28 protein-coding genes are annotated in these 26,056 nt (G+C 34.4%); 22 read left to right on the forward strand and 6 right to left on the reverse strand.

The window, feature by feature from the left end:
• Window positions 1–218: 218 nt before the first annotated feature.
• From H603_RS0108415 to H603_RS0108435, 3 genes are all read left to right on the forward strand, one after another.
• The gene (locus H603_RS0108415) at window positions 219–1,469 is read left to right on the forward strand and encodes a hypothetical protein (protein WP_026708171.1); all 1,251 of its coding nucleotides are present in this window, start codon (window positions 219–221) and stop codon (window positions 1,467–1,469) included.
• 151 nt (window positions 1,470–1,620) lie between these two features.
• Window positions 1,621–3,171 carry an SDR family NAD(P)-dependent oxidoreductase gene (locus H603_RS0108420; RefSeq protein ID WP_026708172.1) on the forward strand — a complete coding sequence of 517 codons (1,551 nt, stop codon included), beginning with the start codon at window positions 1,621–1,623 and terminating at the stop codon, window positions 3,169–3,171.
• 1,173 nt (window positions 3,172–4,344) lie between these two features.
• Window positions 4,345–4,530, forward strand: coding sequence for a hypothetical protein (locus H603_RS0108435; protein WP_157510417.1), 186 nt, complete (start codon window positions 4,345–4,347; stop codon window positions 4,528–4,530).
• A gap of 127 nt (window positions 4,531–4,657) precedes the next feature.
• On the opposite strand, the gene H603_RS0108440 is transcribed toward H603_RS0108435, so the two are convergent.
• The 3 genes from H603_RS0108440 to H603_RS0108450 form a co-directional block, all read right to left on the reverse strand.
• The gene (locus tag H603_RS0108440) at window positions 4,658–6,520 is read right to left on the reverse strand and encodes an ABC-F family ATP-binding cassette domain-containing protein (protein ID WP_026708175.1); all 1,863 of its coding nucleotides are present in this window, start codon (window positions 6,518–6,520) and stop codon (window positions 4,658–4,660) included.
• Window positions 6,521–6,745: 225 nt separating this feature from the next.
• Window positions 6,746–8,017, reverse strand: a complete 1,272-nt coding sequence (locus tag H603_RS0108445; protein ID WP_026708176.1) for a DUF445 domain-containing protein — start codon at window positions 8,015–8,017, stop codon at window positions 6,746–6,748.
• 139 nt (window positions 8,018–8,156) lie between these two features.
• Window positions 8,157–9,107, reverse strand: coding sequence for a hypothetical protein (locus H603_RS0108450; protein ID WP_026708177.1), 951 nt, complete (start codon window positions 9,105–9,107; stop codon window positions 8,157–8,159).
• Between the two features lie 430 nt (window positions 9,108–9,537).
• Here H603_RS0108450 and H603_RS0108455 point away from each other — a divergent pair, with 430 nt between their 5' ends.
• The 17 genes from H603_RS0108455 to H603_RS0108545 all read left to right on the forward strand — a co-directional run bounded on the left by H603_RS0108455 (window position 9,538) and on the right by H603_RS0108545 (window position 22,422).
• The gene (locus H603_RS0108455) at window positions 9,538–10,857 is read left to right on the forward strand and encodes a dihydrolipoamide acetyltransferase family protein (RefSeq protein WP_026708178.1); all 1,320 of its coding nucleotides are present in this window, start codon (window positions 9,538–9,540) and stop codon (window positions 10,855–10,857) included.
• A 168-nt stretch (window positions 10,858–11,025) separates the two neighbouring features.
• The gene (locus H603_RS0108460; RefSeq protein ID WP_026708179.1) at window positions 11,026–11,799 is read left to right on the forward strand and encodes a 3'-5' exonuclease; all 774 of its coding nucleotides are present in this window, start codon (window positions 11,026–11,028) and stop codon (window positions 11,797–11,799) included.
• A gap of 55 nt (window positions 11,800–11,854) precedes the next feature.
• On the forward strand, window positions 11,855–12,466 hold the full coding sequence (locus tag H603_RS0108465) for a fumarylacetoacetate hydrolase family protein (protein WP_026708180.1): 612 nt from the start codon (window positions 11,855–11,857) through the stop codon (window positions 12,464–12,466).
• Window positions 12,466–12,810 (forward strand): Hpt domain-containing protein, encoded by a 345-nt coding sequence (locus H603_RS0108470; protein ID WP_026708181.1) that lies wholly within the window; start codon window positions 12,466–12,468, stop codon window positions 12,808–12,810. Before H603_RS0108465 ends, H603_RS0108470 begins: the two co-directional genes overlap by 1 nt.
• Window positions 12,811–12,917: 107 nt before the next feature.
• On the forward strand, window positions 12,918–14,171 hold the full coding sequence (locus tag H603_RS0108475; RefSeq protein WP_026708182.1) for a CinA family nicotinamide mononucleotide deamidase-related protein: 1,254 nt from the start codon (window positions 12,918–12,920) through the stop codon (window positions 14,169–14,171).
• 72 nt (window positions 14,172–14,243) lie between these two features.
• Window positions 14,244–14,480: a 50S ribosomal protein L28 gene (rpmB, locus tag H603_RS0108480; protein WP_026708183.1), complete on the forward strand. Its 237-nt coding sequence runs from the start codon at window positions 14,244–14,246 to the stop codon at window positions 14,478–14,480.
• A 28-nt stretch (window positions 14,481–14,508) separates the two neighbouring features.
• On the forward strand, window positions 14,509–14,691 hold the full coding sequence (gene rpmG / locus H603_RS0108485; RefSeq protein WP_026708184.1) for a 50S ribosomal protein L33: 183 nt from the start codon (window positions 14,509–14,511) through the stop codon (window positions 14,689–14,691).
• 74 nt (window positions 14,692–14,765) lie between these two features.
• A complete protein-coding gene (locus tag H603_RS17300) occupies window positions 14,766–14,918 on the forward strand; it encodes a DUF4295 domain-containing protein (protein ID WP_084157731.1) in 153 nt (50 codons plus the stop codon).
• 125 nt (window positions 14,919–15,043) lie between these two features.
• A complete protein-coding gene (ftsY, locus tag H603_RS0108495; protein ID WP_026708185.1) occupies window positions 15,044–15,997 on the forward strand; it encodes a signal recognition particle-docking protein FtsY in 954 nt (317 codons plus the stop codon).
• Between the two features lie 217 nt (window positions 15,998–16,214).
• Window positions 16,215–17,315, forward strand: a complete 1,101-nt coding sequence (locus tag H603_RS0108505; protein WP_026708186.1) for a sensor histidine kinase — start codon at window positions 16,215–16,217, stop codon at window positions 17,313–17,315.
• Entirely contained in the window at window positions 17,315–18,652 is a 1,338-nt protein-coding gene (locus H603_RS0108510; RefSeq protein WP_026708187.1) for a sigma-54-dependent transcriptional regulator, read from the forward strand. Before H603_RS0108505 ends, H603_RS0108510 begins: the two co-directional genes overlap by 1 nt.
• A gap of 201 nt (window positions 18,653–18,853) precedes the next feature.
• Window positions 18,854–19,075 carry a hypothetical protein gene (locus H603_RS0108520; protein WP_026708188.1) on the forward strand — a complete coding sequence of 74 codons (222 nt, stop codon included), beginning with the start codon at window positions 18,854–18,856 and terminating at the stop codon, window positions 19,073–19,075.
• 6 nt (window positions 19,076–19,081) lie between these two features.
• Window positions 19,082–20,362, forward strand: a complete 1,281-nt coding sequence (locus H603_RS0108525) for a Glu/Leu/Phe/Val family dehydrogenase (protein WP_026708189.1) — start codon at window positions 19,082–19,084, stop codon at window positions 20,360–20,362.
• An 87-nt stretch (window positions 20,363–20,449) separates the two neighbouring features.
• Window positions 20,450–20,866: a GreA/GreB family elongation factor gene (locus H603_RS0108530; protein WP_026708190.1), complete on the forward strand. Its 417-nt coding sequence runs from the start codon at window positions 20,450–20,452 to the stop codon at window positions 20,864–20,866.
• Window positions 20,863–21,282, forward strand: a complete 420-nt coding sequence (locus tag H603_RS0108535; protein WP_026708191.1) for a hypothetical protein — start codon at window positions 20,863–20,865, stop codon at window positions 21,280–21,282. The genes H603_RS0108530 and H603_RS0108535 overlap by 4 nt, the downstream gene beginning before the upstream one ends.
• Before the next feature lie 431 nt (window positions 21,283–21,713).
• Window positions 21,714–22,145, forward strand: a complete 432-nt coding sequence (locus H603_RS0108540; RefSeq protein ID WP_316930258.1) for a hypothetical protein — start codon at window positions 21,714–21,716, stop codon at window positions 22,143–22,145.
• Window positions 22,126–22,422: a DUF721 domain-containing protein gene (locus H603_RS0108545; protein ID WP_026708193.1), complete on the forward strand. Its 297-nt coding sequence runs from the start codon at window positions 22,126–22,128 to the stop codon at window positions 22,420–22,422. The genes H603_RS0108540 and H603_RS0108545 overlap by 20 nt, the downstream gene beginning before the upstream one ends.
• Before the next feature lie 73 nt (window positions 22,423–22,495).
• On the opposite strand, the gene H603_RS0108550 is transcribed toward H603_RS0108545, so the two are convergent.
• Window positions 22,496–22,936: a DUF4268 domain-containing protein gene (locus H603_RS0108550; RefSeq protein WP_026708194.1), complete on the reverse strand. Its 441-nt coding sequence runs from the start codon at window positions 22,934–22,936 to the stop codon at window positions 22,496–22,498.
• A gap of 95 nt (window positions 22,937–23,031) precedes the next feature.
• Here H603_RS0108550 and H603_RS0108555 point away from each other — a divergent pair, with 95 nt between their 5' ends.
• Both H603_RS0108555 and H603_RS0108560 read left to right on the forward strand, forming a co-directional pair.
• The gene (locus H603_RS0108555) at window positions 23,032–23,688 is read left to right on the forward strand and encodes an NUDIX hydrolase (RefSeq protein WP_026708195.1); all 657 of its coding nucleotides are present in this window, start codon (window positions 23,032–23,034) and stop codon (window positions 23,686–23,688) included.
• 111 nt (window positions 23,689–23,799) lie between these two features.
• A complete protein-coding gene (locus H603_RS0108560; protein ID WP_026708196.1) occupies window positions 23,800–24,624 on the forward strand; it encodes a lysophospholipid acyltransferase family protein in 825 nt (274 codons plus the stop codon).
• An 83-nt stretch (window positions 24,625–24,707) separates the two neighbouring features.
• Here the strand turns inward: H603_RS0108560 and H603_RS0108565 are convergent, their stop codons facing one another.
• A complete protein-coding gene (locus H603_RS0108565; RefSeq protein WP_026708197.1) occupies window positions 24,708–25,361 on the reverse strand; it encodes a hypothetical protein in 654 nt (217 codons plus the stop codon).
• A 5-nt stretch (window positions 25,362–25,366) separates the two neighbouring features.
• Window positions 25,367–25,861: an RNA polymerase sigma factor gene (locus H603_RS0108570; RefSeq protein WP_026708198.1), complete on the reverse strand. Its 495-nt coding sequence runs from the start codon at window positions 25,859–25,861 to the stop codon at window positions 25,367–25,369.
• Window positions 25,862–26,056 lie beyond the last annotated feature (195 nt).

A 26,056-nucleotide genomic window follows, 5' to 3' on the forward strand; every position in this document is an offset into this window, starting at 1 on the left:
ACCAAATCCCACCAAATCCCCCTTACTAACGGCATTTTCTCAGAAAAAATCAAATTGATAAGCGATTAATAATACAAATTAATCCTACTTAAAATTTGGAGTTGTCTTCGATGTTTTATAAATTGAGATAATTTTATAAAAATTAGGTGTTGCAAATCAATGAATTACATTCTGTTGCTTGCGATTCTTATCTCATTTTACTAACGTCAAATTAGATTATGCTAATAAAAAGGAACTCGATTTTTCTAGTGCTCATTGTATGCTTCTGTTTTCTGCCAAAATGTTTTTCGCAAAAGCTAGTTGCCATCAACCACAAAGGTACAAAAGTTCCCATAATCAACAATACCATCTTTACAACAGACATTGAACCCACTACAGCCAATCAAAATGATGTTTGGTACGATACGAGTTTTACGCCTCGTGCCATTAAAATCTATGACGGACTCACTTGGGTGAGTATGGAGCATCGCGGTATTGCAGGATCTCTATTTTATGCAGATGGAAACGGCGATCCCTCCGAAAATAATGATAGACTTTTTTGGGACAGCGATAAAGATCGATTAGGTGTCGGGACAAATGCGCCAACACATAGACTTGAAGTCGAAGGAACGATGGCAGTGGAAGGAATCGTTAACAGTAATGGATCTATTGGTCGGCCATCCTATCGTTTTAAGAATGATATAGATACTGGAATTTCTAGACTTGCCGCTGACGAACTTAGTTTTATTGTTGGAGGTTATGAAGCACTTCTTATCGACGAACCCACAGTGGGAGTCACCAAGGTAATCGTCAACCAAACTCTAGAATTGGAGGGTCCCTTGCTTGATAGTTCAAATTCCCCGGGGTCTGTTGGTCAAGTTTTATCGTCAACTGCTGCAGGTACGAGTTGGATTGACCATGCGTCTTTATCACTAAGTCCAGAAGCGGGAAACCAAATTACAACTGCTGCAGATGGTGGAATATATTATGGGGAAAATGTGCATACAGGTTATTTTATAATTACACCTCCAACAACTATAGCTGCAGGGACTTCAAACACTCTAGCGGTAGACGGCCTTCCATTTAAGCCTTCTCAAGTCACATTTAGTGCCAACGCTAATATTGAGGGGGTCGATATTAATAATAATGAAAGTGGCAGTAGCGATTTAGATAATTCTTTCGGTTCAAGTGAGGGTTTTGCACGTAAGGATGCGACAAGTACCGTTCAGTATTTTTCCTATGTAGGCGGTTCTGATGGAATAGGAATAAGAAACACCTCTAGATACAGTTTGATAAATCATTGTCTGGGTTTGCGATATAGCGATCAAGACGGTAATGATTTAGGAAGAATTACTGTCAAGTTAGAAAGTTTTGATTCAGATGGATTTACTTTGAATGCGGTGTACGCACAAGGAACTGTTGGTGATGAAGCTAATAAAAACGAGATATTCAATGAAAATTTATTAGTTATCTACACTGCTTATAAGTAGAGAAGGGGGTGTTTCATGCAAAATTAGAATATTTAACTCTATTTCTTTTCGAAAATAAAACTACTTTTCTACTACTATAAAATTCCGTTATTGCAAGTATTTTAAAACTATCTTTGCGCTCTTAAAAATAGAGCAATTAAAATTTCAGAAGATGGGCAATGAAGTAGGAATAAATGAATCGGTATTATCATTCGAAGAAATAAATCGTTGCATTGCTGTATTAACGCAACTGAATGCAGATACAGAACTAATTTTTGATATTCCTAAAGAACAACGCACTGCTTTATTTATTGCTGCAGGTCAATTGTCGAGGCCTGATCGCGATGAATTAGCCCGCCGTAAAAAAGATGGAAAAGCGATTGCCAAACGCAAAAAAGAAAAGCAAGATCGAACAGCTCGTAAAGAAACTGGAATTAGATATGCTCGTGAGGCGGCCGTTTTTGAAGCTCCTAAATTACTCTTGGCAACTGATCTTCAAAGTAAAGAGCAGTTGGAATTAAAAGTCCCTCGTAATTGCTACGTTTGTAAAACGCCATTTACCATAATGCATCATTTTTATGATAGTATGTGTTGCGAATGCGGTGATTTAAATTACGCAAAACGTTTTCAAACAGCAGATGTAAAAGGACAAGTAGCAGTTATTACCGGTTCACGTTTAAAAATTGGTTACCATATTTCGCTAATGCTTTTACGTGGTGGAGCGACAGTTATTGCTACGACTCGTTTTCCGGTGGACTCTGCTATTCGTTTTGCTAAGGAAGCTGACTTTCATGATTGGAGCGACCGCTTGAAAATTCATGGTCTTGATTTGAGACACATTCCATCAGTTGAAATTTTCTGTAATTTTATCGAACAAAAATACGACCGACTTGATATTTTAATAAACAATGCTGCTCAAACAGTGCGACGTCCTGCAGGGTTTTATACCCACATGATTGCAAATGAAGAGCGTGCAGTGAGTACTTTACCATTAGAAGTGCAAGGTTTGTTACTAGATCATACCAATTGTCTAGATGAGTTAAAAGTATTAACCTCAGGCGCTTCATCTAATCAAAATATGCCGGTTACGTGGCACGGTCCTGAACCAGGGATTGGTTTGCGTGCATCAGCTAAATTATCTCAAATTCCGTACTCATTCGATAATGCGCTAGTAGCGGCAGAAGTTTTTCCTGAAGGAGAATTAGACGCCGACTTGCAACAAGTGGATTTACGAAATACAAACAGCTGGAGATTAAAGTTGGGTCAAATTGAAACTACTGAAATGATCGAAGTACAGTTGGTGAACTCTGTGGCTCCCTTTGTGCTATGTAATCGCCTTTCAGAAGTGATGAAGAAACACAACACAGGACAAAAACACATCATCAACGTCTCTGCCATGGAAGGGAAATTTCATCGCTTTTTTAAAGAAGCACGCCATCCACACACCAATATGGCAAAGGCTGCACTAAACATGCTAACACATACTGCTGCAGGTGAATTAGCTAAGGCAGGAATATTAATGAACGCTGTAGACACTGGCTGGGTAACCGATGAAGATCCAGCTGAATTGGCTAAGAAGAAACAAGACCTGGAAGATTTCCAACCTCCATTAGACATAGTAGACGGAGCAGCGAGAGTAATGGATCCTTTATTTGACGGAATCAACACAGGTAAACACTGGAGCGGAAAATTTTTAAAAGATTACGGACCTATTCCGTGGTAGAAACTATAAAGGTTATAAAATTAAAAACCACAACTCGAACTAAGTCTGTTGTGGTTTTTATCATATTTTATGTCTAAAACTCCATTTTCTTGAATGTTGTTCTAGTTTCGGTATCAACTTTAAACTTCTGACAAGAATAAAATTTGACTTTAGCTTAACTAAATATTAGGTAGCTAAAGCGTACACTTAAGACTACTAACTGTCTTTATCTTTTTTTGGTGATTGAAGTGCAAGTGCAAATCCTATCCCAAACAATACAGTTATTAGTGCTGCGAAATATGGGATTAAATCAGACATCTTTGCTGTTTTGAATCAGTTTTAAATAAATGCCGAATGCTAATATGGAAGGGACCCAAATTCCAATAAAGATTGCTTGCTCCTTATCTCCTTGAAAATATAAAATTTCCGAGAAAATTAATGAGAGGAAAGCTGCAATAAACAGCAGCCTGTCTGATAAAGTAAATTTTTTTAACATTTATATTGATTTAATAACTATTTTTTAATAAAATAATTAAGTAAATCTATCGAACTTAAATTTAGCATTGTTGTTTATATTTTTGTTTTACCAAATTTTTATGTGTTGTTTAGGGGGCAGATTATTTTAAACCAGGTATAAAATATAGCTCATAAATTCAAATTCTTAACAAAGAGACACACATCTTAGTGTTTGCTGGTATTTTTGAGAGTAAAATAAATTATCAACCTAAAAAAAGATAGTTCGTCTTTTCTTTTTGAGCGCTACAATAGTATTTAGAGCTAAACACTTTGTGTTAATAAAATAAAAACTATGGCACTATAAAATTCAGTAGGATTTTTTTTTATGAGTTGATTTTTGTAGCCAAACAGCTTAGACTTATTACTTCGTTTTAAATTACCTTTTCAGAATCGGAAAAAGTTTTCTTTTCTATGAGTGAATGGGGAGCGTGGTTGAAGTTCTAAAATGCTTCTAATTAGATTTATGAATTTTGTGTCAGTGAAGTCATTTTAGGCATGGCAAAATATATAATTATTTATTTTTTTGTTAGTTAAGTTAAATTTTCGGTAACAAGAAATGCTTTTTTTAGTTTTAACAGTAAGTATGGCAATGAAGTCATTTCTGTAATTGTCTTAAAGATGATAAAAAGTATTAAAAAAAGAGTAGAAGAGCTTTCAAAAGCTAAAAACACGACATTGATGAAGTATAATATTTCGGTTAGTGGAGGTGATTTGATTTCAAAATTATCAGAGATGAATAGAGAAATCAAAGAATTGGAAAAGCAGTATAATTTTCAATTGTGTGAATATTGTGTTGAAGATGAAAGAAAAATCTGTTTTAGTTTACAGCTTAAATTCCCGAATTTTGACCACGATATTAGATAAATTTTCCTCGATAAACTTAAAAAAAACAAACCCTAACATTTTTAGCGGTAGTGCCAAAAGTGTTAGGGTTAATTATATGTAATCTATTTTATTTATAATCTCTGTGAGCCATTGCAAACTGAAAAAGCTATCCTTCCATTTTGGCACTCAATTCAAACCAACGTTCTTCTTTTGCCTCCATTTTATTGATGAGGTTTTGCAGTTCGTTTCCTTTTTTCTCAATAGCGTCTTCGGCTACTGTTCCTTCTGAAAATTGCAGTTCAATTTTTGCTTTTTGTTCTTCTAAGTCTTTGATTTCGCGCTCTAATTTTTGGAATTCTTTTTGCTCGTTGAACGTTAAGTTTCCTGTTGGATTATTTTGCTTCCAATCTTTTTTCTCTGCTTTATTTTCCTCTTTTTGAGCAACATCAGCGCTATCTTCATAGGCTCTAAAGTCAGAGTAGTTTCCAGGGAAATCTTCGATAACACCGTCTCCTCTAAAGATGAACAAGTGATCTACAATTTTATCCATAAAATACCTGTCGTGAGATACTACCATTAAACATCCAGGGTAGTCAAGTAAGAAGCTTTCTAGGACATTAAGCGTAACGATATCTAAATCATTTGTAGGCTCATCCAGAATCAAAAAGTTAGGATTTTGAATCAGAACGGTACATAAATACAAACGTTTTAATTCTCCACCACTCAAGCGGTCTACAAAATCATACTGCTTCTTCGCATCAAATAAGAAACGCTCTAATAATTGTGATGCTGAGATGATTTTTCCTTTCATTAAAGGTATAAATTCACCATATTCTTTAATGACATCAATAACACGTTGACCTGGTTTTGGGTTGATACCGCTTTGAGTGTAGTATCCTACTTTAATCGTTTCACCCATTACAACTTTTCCTGAGTCAAGAGGTAAAGTACCTGTTAACAAATTCAAGAAAGTGGACTTACCAGTTCCGTTTTTACCAATGATTCCAATGCGTTCTCCACGTTGAAAATCAAAGCTAAAATTATCTAAAATTACATGGTCTTTGAATTTTTTAGAGATTTTGTGAAGCTCGATAATCTTGCTTCCCATACGCTCCATATTAATTTCAAGTTCGACTTTGTTTTCGCGACGACGGCTTTGTGCTTTTTCCTTGATGTCGTAAAAGTCATCTTGACGTGATTTAGATTTGGTTGTTCTCGCTTTTGGTTGGCGACGCATCCATTCTAATTCTTTTACAAAAAGGTTTTGTGCTTTATCCACACTAGAATTTTCTGAGGCAATACGCTCTTCTTTTTTCTCTAAGTAGTAAGAGTAATTTCCTTTGTATTGGTATAGTTTTCCGTTGTCTAATTCGATGATTTCATTACAAACACGCTCTAAGAAGAAACGGTCGTGTGTTACCATGAACAACGTAATATTTTCTTTGGTAAAATAACTTTCTAACCATTCGATCATTTCTAAATCCAAGTGATTCGTAGGTTCATCTAAGATAAGTAAGTCGGGACGGTTAATTAAAATGATAGCTAGTGACAAACGCTTTTTTTGCCCTCCAGAAAGATTTTTGACTTTCAGCTTAAAGTCTTCCAACTTTAATTTAAACAAAATTTGCTTGTATTGTGTTTCAAAATCCCATGCATTGTGTTGGTCCATTCCATCAAAGGCTTTTTGATAAGCTTCTTCGTCTTCTGGATTTTCTAACGCTTTTTCGTAGGCTTCGATAACTTTTAAAGTCTCATTATCTGATGCAAAAATACTTTCTTCAATGGTCAACTCATCTTGTAAGTTGTTGTTTTGAGATAAAAAGGCCATTCTAATTCCTTTACGCAATACCACTTGCCCAGTATCAGGTTCGTCAAGGCCATTAATGATGCTCATAATGGTCGTTTTTCCAGAACCGTTTTTAGCTATAAAAGCTATTTTTTGGTCCTTATTAATTCCAAACGAGATGTCTTTAAAAAGGGTGCGTTCTCCAAACGACTTTGAAATATTCTCAACAGATAAGTAATTCATGCGTGTAACTAGATGTATTTGTTATTTTTAGTGTGGTTTGAGCACTAATTTATGCCATTAAAAACTTTATAGCATAGTGCCAAAAAAAAACCACCGTGCAAAGGTAGTTTATTATTTTTAGGTTAAAATTATTTGCAAACAAGAACTTTGTCTATAGCAGTGATATTTAATGAGAAAGAGCAAATTTGACATTATTGAGTAGCACAAATTACCATATTTTAAAGATTACAGCAATTTAAGCAAGGCAAGAATAACACCCACGAGACCTCCAACTACAGCGCCGTTCAATCGAATGTATTGTAAATCGTTCCCCACTTTATCCTCGATTTGAGCTACTAGTTCTTTATTGTTTAATTTCATCATGCTCTCGCGAACCATATTTCCAATTTCACTGTGAAATTTTACTAGCATTTCTGAAATTGTTGTGCGCATCCAATTATTCATTTTTTGTTGTGCGGCTGCATCCTGATTTAAGTCATCTATTAATTTTTTTGCATTCGAAATGAAAAATTGCACTAACGAACTTTCTTCATTTTGAAGTTGTGAGGCTAATGTTTGCTTAGAATTTTGCAGTAGTTTTTCAATCACATTTTCTGAAGCGATGTGTTGCATTGCAGTCTCTTTTAAATTGTCAATTAATTGCGTTGCTTTTTCATCTCCTGCTGTTAGTTGGTGTGCAAATTCCAAAATCCATGTATCAAATTTTAATCGAATGGGATGCGACGGATCTGTTTTTGCTTCCTTTAAAATTTCAGTAGCTTTTTCGAGCAATTCCTCCGATATTATATCTAAGTCGATACCACCACTTTTTTTAGCTAAGAACAAAGTCGCTTTTTTAAGAAAGCCTTTGTGACCATATTCTTCGGCAACAACGCTTAGTTTTTCGAGTAGTAAATTTTTAGTCTCTGGATTAGCTATTGAATGTGCTGTTTCTTCAATTATTAATTCCCAAATTTTATGATGATCCCCGTTTTTAATGGCATTTTCCATCCAGTTTCCTACGGGCGTGTTTAAATCAATTGTTGCAATTTGTTCTTTTATTATTTTTTGTAACGCTTTCGCGAAAGCGGGATTATCGAGTTCGTTCACAAATTTCATGGCAATATCCTGAATAATTCTAAGCGCATTTTGTTGGTTTTTTGGTTGTTGTAAAAAATCCAAAATTGTTTTTGCCAGATCAACTTGCTGTAGTTTTTCGGTGATAATTTCTGGTGACAGCCATTTATTGGTAACCAGATCTACGATGCCTTCTGTAAGTTTCTCTCTGTTTTTTGCTATGATATTAGTGTGTTTTCGAACAAACGGAATCGGAATTTCATGAAATAATGCACTTACAGCAAACCAATCAGCAAATCCACCTATGGTTGCAGCCTCAAAACCTGCCGTTACAATGTGCCAAGCTTGGTGGTTTATAATACCAAATCGTAGCAAACTTTCGAATAAAACCAAACCGCCAAAGGCGATTAATAAAGAAATGGATCCGAGATTGTTTTTCATGATGACTATTTTATGACAGCTTTTGCGATTTACTAATTAGAAAAGTACGGATTTATCGACTGAATTTGTGCAAAGAAATGGTTATTTATATTTTGCTATGATAGAAGTTTGAAAAGCAGCGGCACAAACTATCGTAATGTTAAGGCAAATATGTACTCAAATCTAGCTGATGTAGCTTTGGTGTACTATTTAAGAAAGGTTTTCTGGAAAATTGTTCATTAGTGATATAATAATGAATCCCATCAGTAGTTGTAATTCCTTCGACTTGATGAAAGGGGAGACGCAGTTTGATTTTTCGTTTATTTCCAGAGAAAAAATTGTTGCCTTTAAAATCAGATAGTATGTATAGAAATGGTTGCAATGTTTTACTATAACCCGTCAACACAATGGCATTTTTAATAGGGTTGTAATTGGCATCTGTGATCAAGCCGTCAATATCTAAGGAACCTAATCTTGTAGCGAGTTGTTTTCCGGGATTGTTGGGCAATTGGTAAACTGTCGTAGCGCCAGAATCCCATTGTTTATTAAATAGAAAAATAGCGCCATCTTTGATGATGAATGCCTCACAATCAAAGTCGGTTGCATTTGCTCTAGAAACTTTGAGATTTTTTTGATCGCTATATGTAAATGAAATAGTATCGATTTGTTGTTTACTATCGAATAAGCTGTTTTTTGCAATTTTTAAAATATGTAAGTCGGTTCTATTTCCAGAGACATTGTTCCCAAAATCACCTATGTAAATGCTAGTGCTGTCTTGAGTAATTGCTTCCCAATCGGTATTGTTTACCCCTTTTATAGTGACCGTTTTTATGATTTTACCATTGTTATCGAGACCATACAAGCTTGTGTCAGCATTGTCATTAAAAGTCCATAAAAGGGAATCGAAATACAATATACCAGAAGTTTCTTTTACTTTATTAGAAAGTTCGCTTGATTTAAGCGTAGCTACTTTGACAGATTTGTAGTTGCAACTACCATCATTGACAGTAGCATCTGGATTATAATTTATTGAAAGCGGATCAGTACAACCTGAAATTTGGCTGTAGGAACTAGCTGAAAGAAATAATAATAGCAATGAGAGTATTTTCATAACTCCAAAAGTAAAGCTTTCTGAAAAATTTAAAATAAGAAAAAACAATCTTTAAGAAAGTGTTATGAGTTGCAGTTTTGATTGGCGCAAAGAAAAACAAAAGGTTAATCTGCACTAAAAAAATTGTCGTATGCTTTAATTGACAAGGAAAATACTGTAAATTCGTCAAGAAATGAAATAAAAAATCATGTAAAACCAGATTGATTTAATGAATACGACCTATTTATTATTAATTATGTTTTTGTATCACAGTGATTTATGTAATTATAGGACCGATATTTTATCAATATGCTCAATGAGTAGTTAAAATAATATTGAGAATACCTAGTATGCTAAAATTGAGTGAAAAATTATATTAAATGTAATTTATGTTCAAAATATTTAGTAATTTCGCAAACTGAAAACTAAAACCACCTTTTAGGTTAACAATATGGCAAGATTTGAATTAAAACTTCCAAAAATGGGAGAAAGCGTCGCAGAAGCAACCATTACAAACTGGTTGAAAGAAGTAGGTGACAAAATTGAAGCTGACGAAGCAGTACTTGAAATCGCTACTGATAAAGTGGATAGTGAGGTGCCTAGTGAAGTCTCAGGTGTATTGGTAGAACAATTATTTGGAAAAGACGATCTAGTTCAAGTGGGTCAGACCATTGCGATAATAGAAACAGAAGATGGTGAAGCAACTACAGAGGTAAAAGAAGAAGTTACTCCTGAAGCGGTAGCCGAAGTTTCAAAAACAGTTGATGCAGCAAAAGATAGTGTAGCAAGTCCAAGTGATCTGGCTGCTGATTATGCTGATTCAGATAAATTCTTTTCTCCATTAGTAAAAAATATTGCTAAGGAAGAAGGCGTTTCTGTAACTGAGCTTGAAGGAATTTCAGGAACAGGTAAAGAAGGGCGTGTTACTAAAAATGATATTTTAGATTACGTAAAAAATAAAGATTCGCAAGCAGTTGCTGCGCCACAAAAAGCGGTAGCGCCTCAAAAAGCAACTCCAGCTCCAGCGGTAGCACAAAAAGCGGCACCAGTATCTGTAAATGGTGGTGATGAAGTAGTAGAAATGGACAGAATGCGTAAGCTTATTTCTGGATACATGACTGCTTCTGTTCAAACATCGGCTCATGTGCAGTCCTTTATCGAAGTTGATGTAACTAACATCGTGAAATGGAGAGAGAAAAATAAAAGTGCTTTCGAAAAAAGAGAAGGTGAGAAGTTGACTTACACACCTATTTTTATGGAAGCTGTTGCAAAAGCAATTAAGGATTATCCTGGAATAAATATTGCTGTTGACGGAGATTACATCATCAAAAAGAAAAATATAAACCTAGGGATGGCTGCTGCTTTACCAAATGGAAACTTAATTGTTCCAGTAATTAAAAATGCAGATCAGTTGAATTTAGTGGGTATGGCTAAGGCAGTAAATGACTTAGGAACCCGCGCTAAAATGGGTAAATTAAAACCAGACGACACACAAGGAGGAACGTACACGGTAACAAACGTAGGTACTTTTGGAAGTGTTTTTGGGACACCAATTATCAATCAACCGCAAGTAGGTATTCTAGCTTTAGGTGCCATTAGAAAAGTACCTGCAGTAATTGAAACTCCAGAGGGAGATTTTATTGGTATTCGTCAAAAAATGTTCTTATCACACAGTTATGACCACCGTGTTGTAGATGGTGCGTTAGGAGGTAGTTTTGTTAAAAGAGTAGCAGAATATTTAGAAGCATTTGATGTCAATAGAGATTTGTAATAAATGCCTTTGTATAATGATAAAAAACCCGATAGTTGTTGTAGCTATCGGGTTTTTGCTTTTGAGGTATTGGAGTGTGAAATTTAGTATTTTCGATAATTTAATGTCGGTTTCCATAATTAAATTCCATTGCAATCGTTTATATTTGTAATCAATCAAACATTAAAAATGGAACTTAAACTCAATAAACCAATTTGCTTTTTCGATCTTGAAACTACTGGAATCGATATTGGAAAAGATAGAATTGTTGAAATATCAATATTTAAAGTTTTTCCTAACGGGAATAAAGAAAGCAAAACGTGGTTAGTGAATCCTACTATTCCAATTCCGGCGCAAACAACTGCGGTTCACGGTATCACAAATGAAAAAGTAGCTAACGAACCTACCTTTAATGAACTTGCTCCACAGGTGTACAATATGATTAAAGACAGTGATTTGGCTGGTTTTAATTCAGATCGTTTTGATATTCCTTTATTGGCCGAAGAATTGTTGCGTGCAGGAGTAGATTTTGATATGAAAAACAAGGTTTCGGTAGATGTGCAAACAATCTTTCATAAAAAGGAAGAGCGTACATTAGGAGCGGCATTAAAATTTTACTGTGGTAAAAGCTTAGAAAACGCACATTCTGCAGAAGCAGATACAATGGCGACTTACGAGATTCTGTTAGCGCAGTTAGACCGTTATCCTGATTTAGAAAATGATATGAAATCACTTTCTGAATTTTCTACTCGAAAGAAAAATGCTGATTTTGCTGGAATGATTTCATTTGATAAAGATGGAAACGAAATCTTTTCTTTTGGTAAACACAGAGGAACAAAAGTCGAAACAGTCTTAGAGTCAGAGCCGGGGTATTTTAGTTGGATTCAAAATGCTGATTTCCCTTTGTATACTAAGAAGGTTTTAACGGCAATTAAGCTTAGAAAAATGAATACTAAAAACTAAGTAATTAGTGAGATAGACTATTTAATAATTACTAATTGCAATTCAATATAAAGAAATGAAAATAATTTGCATAGGTAGAAATTATACCGAACATATCGCAGAATTAAAGAATGAGCGTCCTACTGAGCCTGTTGTTTTCATGAAGCCTGATTCGGCGATATTGTTAAAACAACATCCGTTTGTTATTCCTGAATTTTCTAGTGATATTCACCATGAGATCGAAATTGTGGTGAAAATCAATAAAGTAGGTAAGTATATCGAGCCAAAATTTGCTCATAGATATTATGAAGAAATAACGGTGGGAATTGATTTTACAGCTAGAGATTTGCAATCAAACTTAAAAGAAAAAGGCCTTCCATGGGAAAAAGCAAAGGCATTTGACGGATCTGCAGTGGTAGGAGAATTTTTAGATAAATCCCAATTTAGTTCGCTAGAAAACCTTACTTTTGAACTAACTAATAATAATAAAACTGTTCAAAAAGGAAATTCGAGTTTTATGTTGTGGCAAATAGATGAGCTTATCGCTTATGTATCTCAATATTTTACTTTAAAAATTGGAGATCTTATTTTCACGGGAACACCCGCGGGAGTAGCAGCAGTAGCAGAGGATGATGTATTAGAAGGATTTTTAGAAGGACAAAAACTATTTAGAATACAAGTAAAATAATGGCTTTAAACTACAACCTTTCAAAAGTGTACGCACTTTCAGATAACGACCCAGAGTTTGTAAATGAAATTTTGACTCTTTTTGTGACCGAAGTTCCTGATGATTTAAAACAAATTAAAGAAGGAATTAAAAAAAAGGATCATAAACATGCATATGCTTATGCTCACAAAATAAAACCAACGTTAGATTTACTTGGTTTAAACGTAGCTTTTGAAGAAATCTTGCAGGTAGAGGCATGGACAAAAACAGAGGGAAAGAAAAAAGAAATAGAGCATACTTTTGAAAGTATCAAGACACAGGTGAAAGAAGCAATCAAAGAGATTAAAAAAGATTTTGATCTTTAAGATTTAAGGTTGTCTTGTTAAAATAAAAAATAGAAATTCAATATTCAGTGCTGGCATTGAGTGTTGAATTTTCTTTATATGATAAAATCTAAATTTACAATTGCGGGATGAAAGCAACGATAATAACCATAGGAGACGAGATATTAATTGGTCAAATTGTAGATACTAATTCAGGGTTTATAGCCAAATCGCTAGACAGGATAGGAGTTGAGATTACTGAGATGATTTCGATAAGCGATGACAAGCAACACATTCTGAATACCTTTGAAAAATTGCAAGATAATGTAGACTTAGTGTTGATTACTGGAGGATTAGGACCAACAAAAGATGACGTTACTAAGAAGACTTTTTGTGATTATTTTGAAGACGAATTAATTGTTGATCAAAAAGTATTGGCCCACGTAACTGAATTGATTGAAGGTTTCTATAACCGACCAATCACGCAGATGAACAAAGATCAAGCTTTAGTTCCTTCAAAAGCGACGGTGCTTCATAATAAAGTAGGTACTGCCCCAGGAATGTGGGTAAAAAAGGGAAACACAGTTTTTGTGTCTTTACCCGGAGTGCCATATGAAATGAAGTATTTAGTCGAAAACGAAGTTGTTCCAAAGATTGTTAAAGAGTATAGTAGACCCTATATCATTCATAAAACGGTATTGACCTACGGGCAGGGTGAAAGTATGGTTGCTGAGCGTATTGAGGCTTGGGAAGACAGTTTGCCTTCATTTTTGAGACTAGCTTATTTGCCTAGTCCTGGTCGTGTTAAATTGCGACTCTCAGCTCGCGGAACAGATAAAGAGTTTCTCGATGCTGAATTAGAAAAACATTTGCTTTCTTTGGCAGTAATTATAAGCGACATCATTGTTGGTTATGAAGAGGATGAAACCATCGAAGTAATGTTGGCAGCAGCTTTGCAAAAGCAGGGTAAAACGATTGCTACGGCAGAAAGTTGCTCGGGCGGATCGATTGCTTCATTAATTGCGGCTGTTCCTGGTGTGTCAAGTTGTTTTAAAGGAAGTGTTGTAGCTTATGATACTCAAATTAAAACTGCCGTTTTAGGAATTCCAGAAGCGATGATTGAAGAGTTTTCGGTGGTGAGTGCAACCGTTGCAAAGGCGATGGCTTTGAGTGTTCAAAAGATGATGCAATCTGATTATGCGATTGCAACGACGGGTAATGCGGGTCCTTCAAAAGGGGATTCTGATGCTGAAATTGGAACAGTTTTTATTGCATTGGCAACTCCGGACGAAGTTATTGTCGAAGAATTTAATTTTGGCCAACCACGTGAGAAAGTGATAGATAGAACGGTGTATAAGAGTTTAGAAATGCTACAGAAAGAAATTTTTAAAAATGTCCTTTAAATATTTTGCTTAATAGGTTTATTTTTCTTTTCTTTGCACCCTGATTTTGAATAACGATAAAAGATAAGTATAATGTCAAGAGTTTGTGACCTTACAGGTAAAAGAGCGATGGTAGGAAATAACGTTTCTCACGCTATGAATAAAACTAAGAGAAAATTTTCTGTTAACTTAGTGAAAAAGCGTTTTTATCTTCCAGAAGAAGATAGATGGATTACTCTTAGAGTAGCAGCATCTACGATAAAAACAATTAACAAAAATGGAATTGCAGCTGTTTTGAAAAAAGCACAAACGCAAGGGTTTATTAAATAAACTTTTTCCAACATAAAAAAATAGCAAGATGGCAAAGAAAGGTAATAGAATCCAAGTAATTTTAGAATGTACTGAGCACAAGACAACAGGTGTTGCTGGAACTTCAAGATACATTACAACAAAGAACAAGAAAAACACTCCAGATAGATTAGAGATTAAGAAATTTAATCCAGTTTTGAAACGTGTGACTCTTCACAAAGAAATTAAATAATAATTAGAGATTTAAATATCTTCTCAGATGGATTCATTTAGAGAGTATATTAAAATACATATAACATTTAAATCATGGCAAAGAAAACAGTAGCAACGTTACAAACTTCTTCTAAGAGATTATCAAAAGCCATCAAAATGGTGAAATCTCCAAAAACTGGTGCATATACTTTCGTAGAAACTATTATAGCTCCTGAGTTAGTTGATGAATTCTTGAAAAAGAAATAATTAACAAAAGCATTATATAGAAAAGCTACTTTCATTCGGAAGTAGCTTTTTTATTTTCTATCTTTACCGATTAGAAATAGTATTAGTTCATTGTGTCTAATACTCCATTTTAATATGTTTACACTATGAGTTTTTTCAAAAGAATATTTTCGTCAGAAAAAAAAGAATCCTTAGATAAAGGTCTTGAAAAATCAAAAACAACTTTCTTTACTAAACTAAGTAAAGCAGTTGCCGGAAAGTCAAAAGTAGATGACGACGTTTTGGATAATCTAGAAGAAATACTTGTTTCTTCAGACGTAGGTGTGAATACTACCCTAAAAATAATCAATAGAATTGAAGCACGTGTTGCCGCAGATAAATATCTAGGTACAGACGAATTAAATCAAATTCTTCAAGAAGAAATTGCAAGCTTACTTTCTGAGACAAATACAGGCGAAGCAACCGAATTTGTTATCCCAATAAACACAAAACCGTACGTTTTAATGGTTGTGGGTGTCAATGGTGTTGGTAAAACAACAACAATAGGGAAATTAGCTTACCAGTTTAAAAAACAAGGATATAAAGTGGTTCTTGGTGCAGCCGATACTTTTCGTGCAGCAGCAATTGACCAACTCCAAATTTGGGCTGATCGTGTAGGAGTTCCTATCGTGAGACAGAATATGGGAAGTGATCCTGCTTCAGTTGCTTTTGATACTTTGCAATCTGCAGTAGCACAAGATGCCGATATCGTAATTATCGATACTGCTGGTCGTCTTCATAATAAAGTGAATTTAATGAACGAACTTACAAAGGTGAAACGTGTAATGCAGAAAGTTACTGTAGACGCTCCTCACGATGTATTATTAGTTCTAGATGGTTCTACTGGGCAAAATGCATTCGAGCAAGCAAAACAATTTACAGCTGCTACTGAGGTAACGTCACTAGCTGTTACAAAGCTAGACGGAACTGCAAAAGGTGGTGTCGTTATAGGGATTTCTGATCAATTTAAAATTCCTGTAAAATATATTGGTGTCGGTGAGGGAATTGAAGATTTACAAGTCTTTAATAAGTTTGAATTTGTAGATAGCTTTTTTAAATAAGAGTTTATGAAGAATCTTAGCCCTATGCTCTTGTATTTTATTAGCTTGATTTGTTTTGTTCTAGCTAATGTACTACGCGATAAAGTTGCTTTTGCCTATGGGTTTTTCCTTGGGTTTGGTATAGTTATTTTTCTATTTGGTTTGTATAAAAAAATCAGTGCTAAATAATTAATTTTAGATGCCGTCTTAATGTTCTGATAATTGATACCTCAACGATATGAATTATATCATCTCTCCAGAAGAAATTCTTCAAGAACGCATAAAAGAACTATCATGTTTGTATGATGTGTCTTCGATAATTGCTAAGAATGAAGGTGCTGTGATGGATACGTTAAAGCAAATTTGTACAATATTAAAAAAAGCTTGGCGCTTCTCCGAGGATTCTATAATCGAATTAAAATTAGATTCTTACTACCATATAACTTCGTCTCTTCCTAAGGAGACTGTTTATCAACAAGCCGTTTTTACCATATTTAATGAAGAATTTGGTTTTGTAAAGGTCCATTATCCAGCGAATCAATTTTCTGAAAAGCATTTCTTAAATGATGAGGAAAAGCTACTTAATAAAGTAGCTTCTGATATTAGTTTGTTCTACGAGCGCCATTTAAATAAAGGTAAGGAAGAATTGCTTAAGCGAAGTGTGGAGCGAGTAGATCGATTATCGATTCTTGGCGAAATTACGGCAGGGATTGCTCACGAACTCAATACACCTTTAGGAAATATACTAGGTTTTGCAGAATTTATTAATGAGCGATCTCAGGAGAAACAATCTCAAATGGATAGCTCAAAAATAATTAAAGCAGCTATTTATTCGAGAGAAGTCGTTAAGAAATTAATGTTTTTTTCTTGCGAAATGCCACAGCACATGAAGTTTGTAAAGGTAGTGCCTATTGTCTCTGAAGCATTAAGTTTGCTTGGTCCCAATTTTAAAAAAGCGAGTCTAGAATTTGTTGCTGAATTTGAAAACAAAGCTTTAGAAGTCCAATTGGATCCCATTCAATTCATGCAGGTGTTATTTAATATATTGATTAATTCTATCTATGCTTCCCCTCAAAACTCGGTAATTAGAGTGAAAATTTACAGTAAGGAAAATAGTTTTTTTATCGAAATAGCCGACAATGGACCGGGAATTGATCCAAAAATTAAAGCTAAAATATTTGAACCTTTTTTTACGACTAAACCCATGGGCGAGGGTTCAGGACTAGGGTTAAGTGTAGTACACGGAATCGTAAAAAGCCACAGAGGTGATATAACTACTATTGATAACCAGCCTCAAGGAACTATATTTCAAGTTCGCTTGCCTTTAAGTACAACCTGATGAATTTGAAAAATGAAAATATCCTTATTGTTGATGATAATTACGACATGCTTGAATTGCTACACCGCAATTTAAAAGCGCAAAATTTTCATACTTACAAAGCATCTTCGGTAGTTGAGGCTATCGAAATTTTGAAATTAAGCACTATTGATTTATTAATTACTGATTTACAAATGCCTGGCATAAATGGTATCGAATTAATAAAATATGTGCAAGAACATTTCCCTAAAATTCCTAAGTTAGTTATCACGGGATTTCCTTCGGTAGACAGTGCTTTAGAAGCGGTCAAATCTGGAGCTCTCGATTATTTGGCTAAGCCTTTTACAAATGACGAACTGAAGAAAGCAGTGCAAAACTTAATTGCTAACAAGCAAAAGAATAATGAAGTCGCTAAAGAAAAAGTTGCTGTAAAAAATAAAGCTATTTCAGAATATGGTGGTATTGTAGGACAGTCGCAAGACATTGTTCGGTTAGTTGATTTAATTGAACGTGTAAAAGATAATCGTGCTACAATTTTAATTCAAGGAGAAAGCGGTACAGGAAAAGAATTAGTCGCTAGAGCAATTCATTATCAAGGAGTTTTTAAATCGAAACCTTTTATAGCTGTAAATTGTGGTGCAATTCCTGAGAACTTGCTAGAATCTGAACTTTTTGGATATGTTAAAGGTGCATTTACGGGAGCTAATGAAACGCGATCGGGTTATTTTCAAGCTGCAAATGGTGGGACTATTTTCCTAGATGAAATAGGTACGGCACCACTCAATGTGCAAACGCGCCTACTGCGTGTTTTACAAGAAAAAGAGGTGAGCATGGTTGGGTCACAGAAAACTGAGAAAATTGAATTAAGGATAATTGCTGCTACAAATAATGATTTGTATGACATGGCAAGCAAAGGAACTTTTAGAGAGGATTTGTACTACCGCCTTAATGTGGTAAACATCGAAACACCTCCTTTAAGAGACAGGAAAGATGATATTAAATTACTTGTCAATACTTTCTTAACAAAGTATGGAGTAGAATATGGTAAACCATCTATTTTTGTTACTGACAAGGTTTTGACTATTTTAACTCGTCATTCTTGGCCAGGTAATGTAAGAGAATTGGAAAATGTGATTCAACGAATGATTATCATGAGTGGTGATAACATTGAGATGAGCGACGTCCCTGAATACTTAAAATATCCTATGCCCACAGAGAAAGAGGAGTTAAAATCATTAAAAGATGTAGAGAAAGCACATATTTTAAAAGTGCTTGCAGCAGTCGATAATAATAAAACTCGAGCTGCCGAAATATTACAAATAGATAGAAAAACATTACGCCAGAAAATAGAAAATTAGTAGATAAAAAAGCGGGGAATTTTGTCCTTACTGGGGAGTTTCTCCTCAGTACTTTTTACCATTAAAATAACTGCATTATTTGTAAGCCCCTTATTTATAAGGGGCTTACTTATTTGTGGCATCTTGCAATATGGTGATGGCATGTCCTTTGCCTAATGGTATGTAACGCACTACTATTTACGGAGTGACAAATTGAGAGAGATGAATGTATTAAATAAACAAGGAACGGGTTATGTTCCTATAGGGATCGATTTAGATACGATGCAGCATACTAAATTGCAAGATCGTAGTGGTACAGCAACTGTAGTTGAGGACAAGATTCTCACCAACGAAGCTAATTTAGGTTTGTGTTCAAACTGCGACAATAGAAGTCACTGTATGTGGCAAAGAAATAACAAAATGTTTTGTGAACATTATCAATAAACAAAAATGACAGCTATAAAAGAAGCCACTAAAAAAAGTATGTTAGATAACGTAATGCAACAGTTTAACAAAACTGCAGATACTATTATGTTGAATCCAAACATTAGAAATATATTATCTATTACTAACAACGAAATCATCCTTCATTTTCCTGTGAAAATGGATACTGGTGAGGTGAAAATATTTACCGGTTATCGTGTACAACATAACAACGCGTTAGGACCATATAAAGGAGGATTGCGTTACCACCCAACAGTTGATGTTGAAGATGCTAAGGCACTAGCGATGTGGATGACTTGGAAAACATCATTGGCAGGTTTGCCTTATGGAGGCGCAAAAGGAGGAATCCAAATTGATCCAAGAGAATATTCTATAGGAGAGCTAGAGCGTATTACGAGACGTTTTACTTATGCACTAGGAGAAAATATAGGACCAGAGCACGATATTCCAGCGCCAGACGTAAATACAAACGAGCAAACAATGGCTTGGATGGCAGATACATTTATGTCAACTAAATCTTCATCAGAACGCTCTAAAAACCAACACGTAGTGACTGGTAAACCTGTAGGTTCAGGCGGACTTGAAGGCCGCAATCGCTCTACAGGATACGGGGTGTATTTAACCATTAAATTACTGTATCAAAGTAGGGGAGAGCAATTAGCAGGAAAGAAATTCATCGTTCAAGGTTTTGGAAACGTAGGCTACTGGACCTCTCATTTTTTGACAAATGACGGAGCTATATTATTAGCAGTTCAAGATGCACACGCTACAATTATCAATGAAAACGGAATTGCAGTTGATGATTTATTCGAACATTCAAAACCTCGCAAAGGGTCTATTCAAGGATTTGATGGAGCGGTCGAAATGGAGCCTGCTGCGTTTTTTGGATTACAGTGTGATATCTTGATCCCAGCAGCTTTAGGAAATCAAATTACTGCTGAAAATGCATACCAAGTTAAAGCAGAAGTTGTTGCGGAAGGAGCAAACGGACCAATAGATACAGAAGGAGAAGCTATTTTATTGCAAAACGGAATTACAATTATTCCAGATATTATGTGTAATTCTGGAGGTGTAATAGGAAGTTATTTTGAGTGGTTACAAAATAGAAACGGAGAGTTATGGCAACTTGACGAAGTAATGTTTAAAATTGATAAAAAACTTACTGAGGTATTTAAAAAAGTAGAAACTGTAGTGAAGGAAAATCAGACCGATTGGAGGACAGCAGCGTATATACTGGCGATTAAACGAATTGAAACTGCTTATATCCAGCGCGGTATTTTTCCTTAATATTTGTCATTTCTTTTTTAATTCAAAAGCCTTTATAGTTACCACCCATTGCTATAAAGGCTTATTCTTAAACGCAACATCACCATTATGAAATACGGTCAACTCATCCTAGATAGAAGAGAATACGGTTTACTCATGAGAAGCATAGCCGATTCTAAAAGTCAAGAAGATAAAATATATCGCGAGTCGTTAAAAAAATTAAAGTTGGAATTGCTTACCGCTAAGGTTGTTGACGACAGTACAATGCCAGAAGATGTTATTCGGTTTAACTCGGTGGTTAGTATAAGTACGACTTATAATGTGACCCGCAGTTACCAAATTGTGACTCCAGATAAAAGCGATATTAAAAAGAGTAAGATTTCGATCCTTTCTCCCATGGGGTTAGCACTTTTTGGATATGCTGTGGGAGACAAAATTGTGTGGCACTTTCCTTCAGGTGAAAATACCATTGAAATTCTCGCTGTTGAGCAGGAATATAATCAGTTAAAAAATGAGCAAGTATGAAAGAGCTAATTTACGAACACGAAACGATTGATGAAATTCAAATGAAATTTATGGATAAAGATATTGCATTCTGGAAAGAGGAGATTGCAACTATACGAATTGAGCTTTTGTTTTTTAAGCGTATTTTGACTTCGCCAATTTTTAAAGGATTTAATTGTGATCGAAAACAAAAAGTAGCTTTACTGAAAGATCTAGATAACGTAAAAGAGATTAATGAAAATTATCATAACAGTTTGAGTTCGTTTATTAATAAGTTAGAAATGATTAAAGAATGCGAAGATGTGCAGTGTGAAACATTTTATCTAAACAATCACACAAAATATCGTGTAGATATAGAAAATCATTTTTCGGCATATCGCTACTATAAAATCAATGTGATATTGTTTTTTGATAATTGCTTAGAAGAAAAAATGTAAAATATAGAGTGTCATGGTTTTCGTTATTGTGATTCTTAAGGCAGCAGCTCTCTTGTAGAGTTGCTGTCTTTTTTTTTTTTTGAAAATTAAAATAATGGTAATTTAAGAGTTGCTAAAATAATCGAGAATTCAGCAGTCAAAAACATCATATATTATAGTTGATTCATTTTAAAAAATCATTTTATCGAATAGTAAAATTTGTAAAAACTGAAGTCGTTTTTTGTTTGGTTTGCCCTTTTATAAGTTAACTTTGTCGTTGGAACTTTAAGTCAATAGAAGCACTAAAGCCTAGCCCTGATGGAAGCGGCATCCCGAGGATTAATTATGGAAGAATGAAATAATTAATGCGAGGATACAGCGTACAGCAGGAACTTGCTCCTGAAAAAATAAATTAATAAGCAAATTTAAATTATTGTATAGCTATGAAAAATATGTTCAAAATACTGTTACTTTCTCTAGTATTTGTTAGTTGTGGTCAAAAAATTGAACCTACTGATCTCGCTAAAATAAATGGTTATTGGGAAATAGAAAAAGTGGTTTTTGACAAGGGAGAAGATAAGGATTATAAAATGAATGAGTCTTTTGATTATTTTACAATCAAAGATAAGAAAGGGATTAGAAAAAAGGTTATGCCGCAATTGAACGGAACTTTTTTAGTGAATGATACCTTTGAAAATTTCACTGTGCGGTTTGAAGATGAAAAAGTATATCTTGATTATGCGACAGAATATGCAAAATGGACAGAAGAATTAATCAAAATATCAGATACGGAATTAGTATTTAAAAATACTGAAGAGAAAGAATATCATTATAAAAAAGCAGGACCAATAAATATTACAGGAGATGGCAAAGAGACTAAATAATCAAAGTACGGTGGGGGATGTATTGCAGCAAATTATTAAGGTCAATAAGCTACAGCCAGGAATGGATCAAATTGATGTGAAAGACGCATGGAGCAACTTGATGGGGAATGGCGTGAATAGTTACACTCGCAATGTGATTTTAAAAGGAGGAACCTTATATGTAGAGTTAACTTCATCTGTTTTAAGGGAAGAGCTAAGTCATGGAAAAAGTAAAATTATTAAAATGATTAATGAAGAATTAAGACGTGATGTGGTTACTGCAGTTGTTTTAAGATAACTGATAAAAGCATTTTAATTAATAAGAAAGCGATCGAGAAAAATATCTTGGACCGCTTTTTTTATGATGTATTTTAACCTTTATGAATGTCTTTTATGAACTCGTCATATTCTAAATAAAATAATTCAAGTGCGTGCATGTTTTTATTATAGAAATCAAATATAGCATCCCAATTGTTTCTATTACTCACGCCAACACCTAATTTCTCAACCCAGATACGACTAATTGTTTTACCACTTTCAAGAGTGTGGTTTTCTTCATAAACAAGGTCTTTAATAAACTCTTCTTCAAGAATATTTTTAAGCGCCACTAATTTGTCAAAGTAGGCCTTGCGCATCTCATCATTGCGGGGTTCGATATCAATAATTACCTGCGCTTTTTTATTATCGACATAAAATTTAAAAGAAAAATCTTTAATTTTAGTATCATACAATACCCATTTGCTAGGATATTTATCTGCGAATGTTACCCAGAATTCTCTTTTTAATTTTTGAGTTTCTTCTCTGCTGTACATTTGTAAACTGGATTTAGATTTTAGAAAATTTGCGCACGACTCTTTTCTAAACTATATTTATATTCTTTTTTAGAGTACAAAAATAGACTTTGATTATGGATTTTCAATCTTTTTTAAAATATGTTCCTTTATTAGCTGAAACCGAATTGCCTGGAGTTGCTGCACACCGTCTCATGGCACCTTTAGAACGCATTGAGAGCTTGCAACCCAAAGAGGAAAGCACCGCAAAAAAAGCCGCAGTCATGATGTTATTTTATCCTAAAGAGGAGGAAACACATTTGGTTTTAATTGTACGAAACACCTACAAAGGCGTGCACTCTGCACAAATAGCATTTCCTGGAGGGAAATATGAAAATGAGGATGTAGATTATAAATGTACTGCTTTGCGAGAAACCCATGAAGAGGTAGGTGTCTCTCCAGATAAAATAGAAGTAATTAAAGCATTTACTCCCATGTATATTCCGCCTAGCAACTTCATGGTGTACCCATTTCTTGGAGTGGCTGAACAACCATTGAAATTTACAGCTGATCCAAGCGAAGTGGCTGCAATTATTGAGTTGCCACTGGCTGTATTTTTAAGCGACGAAATTGTAGTTGCTACTGCAATGACCACCTCTTATGCTGTCGATATTACTGTTCCTGCTTTTAATATTGAAGGAAAAATAGTTTGGGGAGCTACTGCTATGATGTTAAGCGAGTTAAAAGAGGTCATCAAGACTGTACTTAAAAACGAGACAACTATAAAGCTATAAATTGCTTTCTTTTCTTGTATATTCACCGTATGACTACTGTTAAAGCAAATTACTACAAGAATAAATTTTGTAAGTTTGTAGTTCGAATTTAGAAAATTAAAACACAATTTTATGGGATTATTGAAGAGAAATCCTTTTGGTCATATCATATTCTTAAAACGATGGTTAATTAGAGCGTTTGGTGCAGCAACGCACAGACGTTACCGCGGTTTTAATGAATTACAAATTGAAGGTTCTGAAATTATCAGAAATTTGCCAGACCGCAATGTGCTTTTTATATCTAATCATCAAACCTATTTTGCTGATGTTGTGGCTATGTTTCATGTTTTTAACGCCAGTCTAAAAGGAAGAGAGAACAATATCAAGAACATAGGCTATTTATGGAATCCTAAAATGAACATGTACTATGTCGCTGCCAAAGAAACAATGGAAGCAGGTCTATTGACGCGTATTATGGCTTATGCTGGAGCAATATCAGTAGAGCGTACTTGGCGTGAAAAAGGAGTTGATGTAGTAGATAAAAAAGACGTAAACCCTAACGACACTGAAAGCATAAAGGTAGCACTTGACGATGGTTGGGTCATCACTTTTCCACAAGGAACAACAAAAGCTTTTAAACCAGTGCGTAAAGGAACGGCCCATATTATTAAGGAACACCGCCCTATTGTAGTGCCTATTGTAATTGATGGTTTTAGACGTTCATTTGATAAAAAAGGTTTGAGAATGAAAAAGAAGGGAATCTTACAATCATTTATTATAAAAGAGCCTTTACAAATTGACTACGATAACGATACTATTGACGAGATTGTAGAAAAGGTAGAATATGCTATTGAGCAACATCCCTCTTTTTTAAAGGTGATTCCTGAAGAAATTCTAGACGAAGAAGAAAAATTAAACTCAAGAAGGCGTTACAGTTATAAAGAAAATAAGAGCTAAAATTTTATCAAAAGCTTTAAAAAATAAACCCAGCAACTACTATAATTGCTGGGTTTTTTACTTGAAAAAAATTAGTACCACTACTACAAGTCTATCTTCTTCAATTCTTTATAGTTTAAGAGTAATCTTCTTAACAACAAACCATATAAAAGTCTGTAGAATAACCAAATAATTCCTATAGCAAGCGCTGTAATTGCTATGATTACTAGGAATGAAACAATATAAATGCTGTTAGATATCTCGGCTAAGTGTTTTCCGTTTTCCATTGTTTGGTGCAACAGAGCACTTTTCAATCCAAAAGTCAAAAACGCAATAAAAAATACTGCAATGGTGACCAAATTAAATAAAATATAATTGTGAACAGTTTTCCTTGTTCGCAAAATATTTTTCATTAATAGCTTCGTATTGTCTGTTGCAGAAACTTGTCTATACATTTTATAAAACAACACAATGAAATATATAATAGCCGCATATAGAAATATGGTGAATCCCTGATAATAATTGTAAATCCCTAGGCTCTTAATAAATCGGGTATTATTTTCATCGATGTCTGTAAATGACAACAAAATATTTAAAAATGTGCTTAAGCTAAATTCAATAATGCTAATAATTAAAATCCATTTTACTATCGAAGATGATTTCTTGTGAATCATCTTGTATATTTCTGTCTCTGATACCTGCTCAAAAGAATTTTCATTCCTCTTCCAATCCTTTTTTAATAAATCCAGCTCTTTCATAATTCTTAAGGATTTAAAATTTTCTTTAGTTTTCCCTTTATTCTGTTCATTTTAACCCTTGCATTCACCTCGCTTATACCTAAGGTTTCTGCAATTTCGCGGTAATCCTTGTCTTCTAAATACATGAATATTAACGCTTTTTCAATGTCATTTAATTGGTAAACTGCCTTGTACATGAGCTTGATTTGCTCTTCCTCTTCATAATTGTATTCTATCTCCTTGGTGAAATGTTGCCTGCTTTCATATTCTACTGTGGCAATAGTTCGTTTATTTTTTCGATATAAAGTAATGGCAGTGTTTAAGGCAACGCGATACGCCCATGTGGAAAATTTACTCTCGCCTCTAAATTTGGGGAAAGCTTTCCATAACTGAATCGTGATTTCTTGAAACAAATCTTTATGCGAGTCTTCGCAATCAGTATATAATCGACATATTTTATGGATTATATTCTGATTTGCTTGCAGCTGCTGCACAAAAGAATGTTCGAGATTTTCAGTCATATATACGTTAGTTACTTAAAAGTAGATTTTGTTACAATATATAACCCTTTTTTGGCTAAATAAATTCTTTTAATTTTTTGAAGCAGATGCTATCCGTTTACAACAGCGTTTAGTCCCGCTGTACGTTACAATCTCCCAGAAAACCGGGAGGATTTTCACTGCCATCGGGGCTATTTTAGTGCGACCAATTGCTAT

Origin of the sequence: Flavobacterium frigidarium DSM 17623, assembly GCF_000425505.1 — a bacterium.
GTDB classification, from domain to species: domain Bacteria; phylum Bacteroidota; class Bacteroidia; order Flavobacteriales; family Flavobacteriaceae; genus Flavobacterium; species Flavobacterium frigidarium.

Bases quoted from the DNA above. Each gene is read 5' to 3' on its own strand.
- H603_RS0108520 (WP_026708188.1), top strand. From the start codon at position 18,854: ATGAATGTATTAAATAAACAAGGAACGGGTTATGTTCCTATAGGGATC.
- rpmG (WP_026708184.1), top strand. From the start codon at position 14,509: ATGGCAAAGAAAGGTAATAGAATCCAAGTAATTTTAGAATGTACTGAG.
- H603_RS0108450 (WP_026708177.1), bottom strand. From the start codon at position 9,107: ATGAAAATACTCTCATTGCTATTATTATTTCTTTCAGCTAGTTCCTAC.
- H603_RS0108435 (WP_157510417.1), top strand. From the start codon at position 4,345: ATGAAGTATAATATTTCGGTTAGTGGAGGTGATTTGATTTCAAAATTA.
- H603_RS0108545 (WP_026708193.1), top strand. From the start codon at position 22,126: ATGGCAAAGAGACTAAATAATCAAAGTACGGTGGGGGATGTATTGCAG.
- H603_RS0108540 (WP_316930258.1), top strand. From the start codon at position 21,714: ATGTTCAAAATACTGTTACTTTCTCTAGTATTTGTTAGTTGTGGTCAA.
- H603_RS0108465 (WP_026708180.1), top strand. From the start codon at position 11,855: ATGAAAATAATTTGCATAGGTAGAAATTATACCGAACATATCGCAGAA.
- H603_RS0108560 (WP_026708196.1), top strand. From the start codon at position 23,800: ATGGGATTATTGAAGAGAAATCCTTTTGGTCATATCATATTCTTAAAA.
- H603_RS0108530 (WP_026708190.1), top strand. From the start codon at position 20,450: ATGAAATACGGTCAACTCATCCTAGATAGAAGAGAATACGGTTTACTC.
- H603_RS0108470 (WP_026708181.1), top strand. From the start codon at position 12,466: ATGGCTTTAAACTACAACCTTTCAAAAGTGTACGCACTTTCAGATAAC.
- H603_RS0108445 (WP_026708176.1), bottom strand. From the start codon at position 8,017: ATGAAAAACAATCTCGGATCCATTTCTTTATTAATCGCCTTTGGCGGT.
- H603_RS0108455 (WP_026708178.1), top strand. From the start codon at position 9,538: ATGGCAAGATTTGAATTAAAACTTCCAAAAATGGGAGAAAGCGTCGCA.
- H603_RS0108460 (WP_026708179.1), top strand. From the start codon at position 11,026: ATGGAACTTAAACTCAATAAACCAATTTGCTTTTTCGATCTTGAAACT.
- H603_RS0108440 (WP_026708175.1), bottom strand. From the start codon at position 6,520: ATGAATTACTTATCTGTTGAGAATATTTCAAAGTCGTTTGGAGAACGC.
- H603_RS0108505 (WP_026708186.1), top strand. From the start codon at position 16,215: ATGAATTATATCATCTCTCCAGAAGAAATTCTTCAAGAACGCATAAAA.
- H603_RS0108420 (WP_026708172.1), top strand. From the start codon at position 1,621: ATGGGCAATGAAGTAGGAATAAATGAATCGGTATTATCATTCGAAGAA.
- H603_RS0108475 (WP_026708182.1), top strand. From the start codon at position 12,918: ATGAAAGCAACGATAATAACCATAGGAGACGAGATATTAATTGGTCAA.
- H603_RS0108535 (WP_026708191.1), top strand. From the start codon at position 20,863: ATGAAAGAGCTAATTTACGAACACGAAACGATTGATGAAATTCAAATG.
- H603_RS0108525 (WP_026708189.1), top strand. From the start codon at position 19,082: ATGACAGCTATAAAAGAAGCCACTAAAAAAAGTATGTTAGATAACGTA.
- H603_RS0108570 (WP_026708198.1), bottom strand. From the start codon at position 25,861: ATGACTGAAAATCTCGAACATTCTTTTGTGCAGCAGCTGCAAGCAAAT.
- ftsY (WP_026708185.1), top strand. From the start codon at position 15,044: ATGAGTTTTTTCAAAAGAATATTTTCGTCAGAAAAAAAAGAATCCTTA.
- H603_RS0108555 (WP_026708195.1), top strand. From the start codon at position 23,032: ATGGATTTTCAATCTTTTTTAAAATATGTTCCTTTATTAGCTGAAACC.
- H603_RS0108550 (WP_026708194.1), bottom strand. From the start codon at position 22,936: ATGTACAGCAGAGAAGAAACTCAAAAATTAAAAAGAGAATTCTGGGTA.
- H603_RS17300 (WP_084157731.1), top strand. From the start codon at position 14,766: ATGGCAAAGAAAACAGTAGCAACGTTACAAACTTCTTCTAAGAGATTA.
- H603_RS0108510 (WP_026708187.1), top strand. From the start codon at position 17,315: ATGAATTTGAAAAATGAAAATATCCTTATTGTTGATGATAATTACGAC.
- rpmB (WP_026708183.1), top strand. From the start codon at position 14,244: ATGTCAAGAGTTTGTGACCTTACAGGTAAAAGAGCGATGGTAGGAAAT.
- H603_RS0108565 (WP_026708197.1), bottom strand. From the start codon at position 25,361: ATGAAAGAGCTGGATTTATTAAAAAAGGATTGGAAGAGGAATGAAAAT.
- H603_RS0108415 (WP_026708171.1), top strand. From the start codon at position 219: ATGCTAATAAAAAGGAACTCGATTTTTCTAGTGCTCATTGTATGCTTC.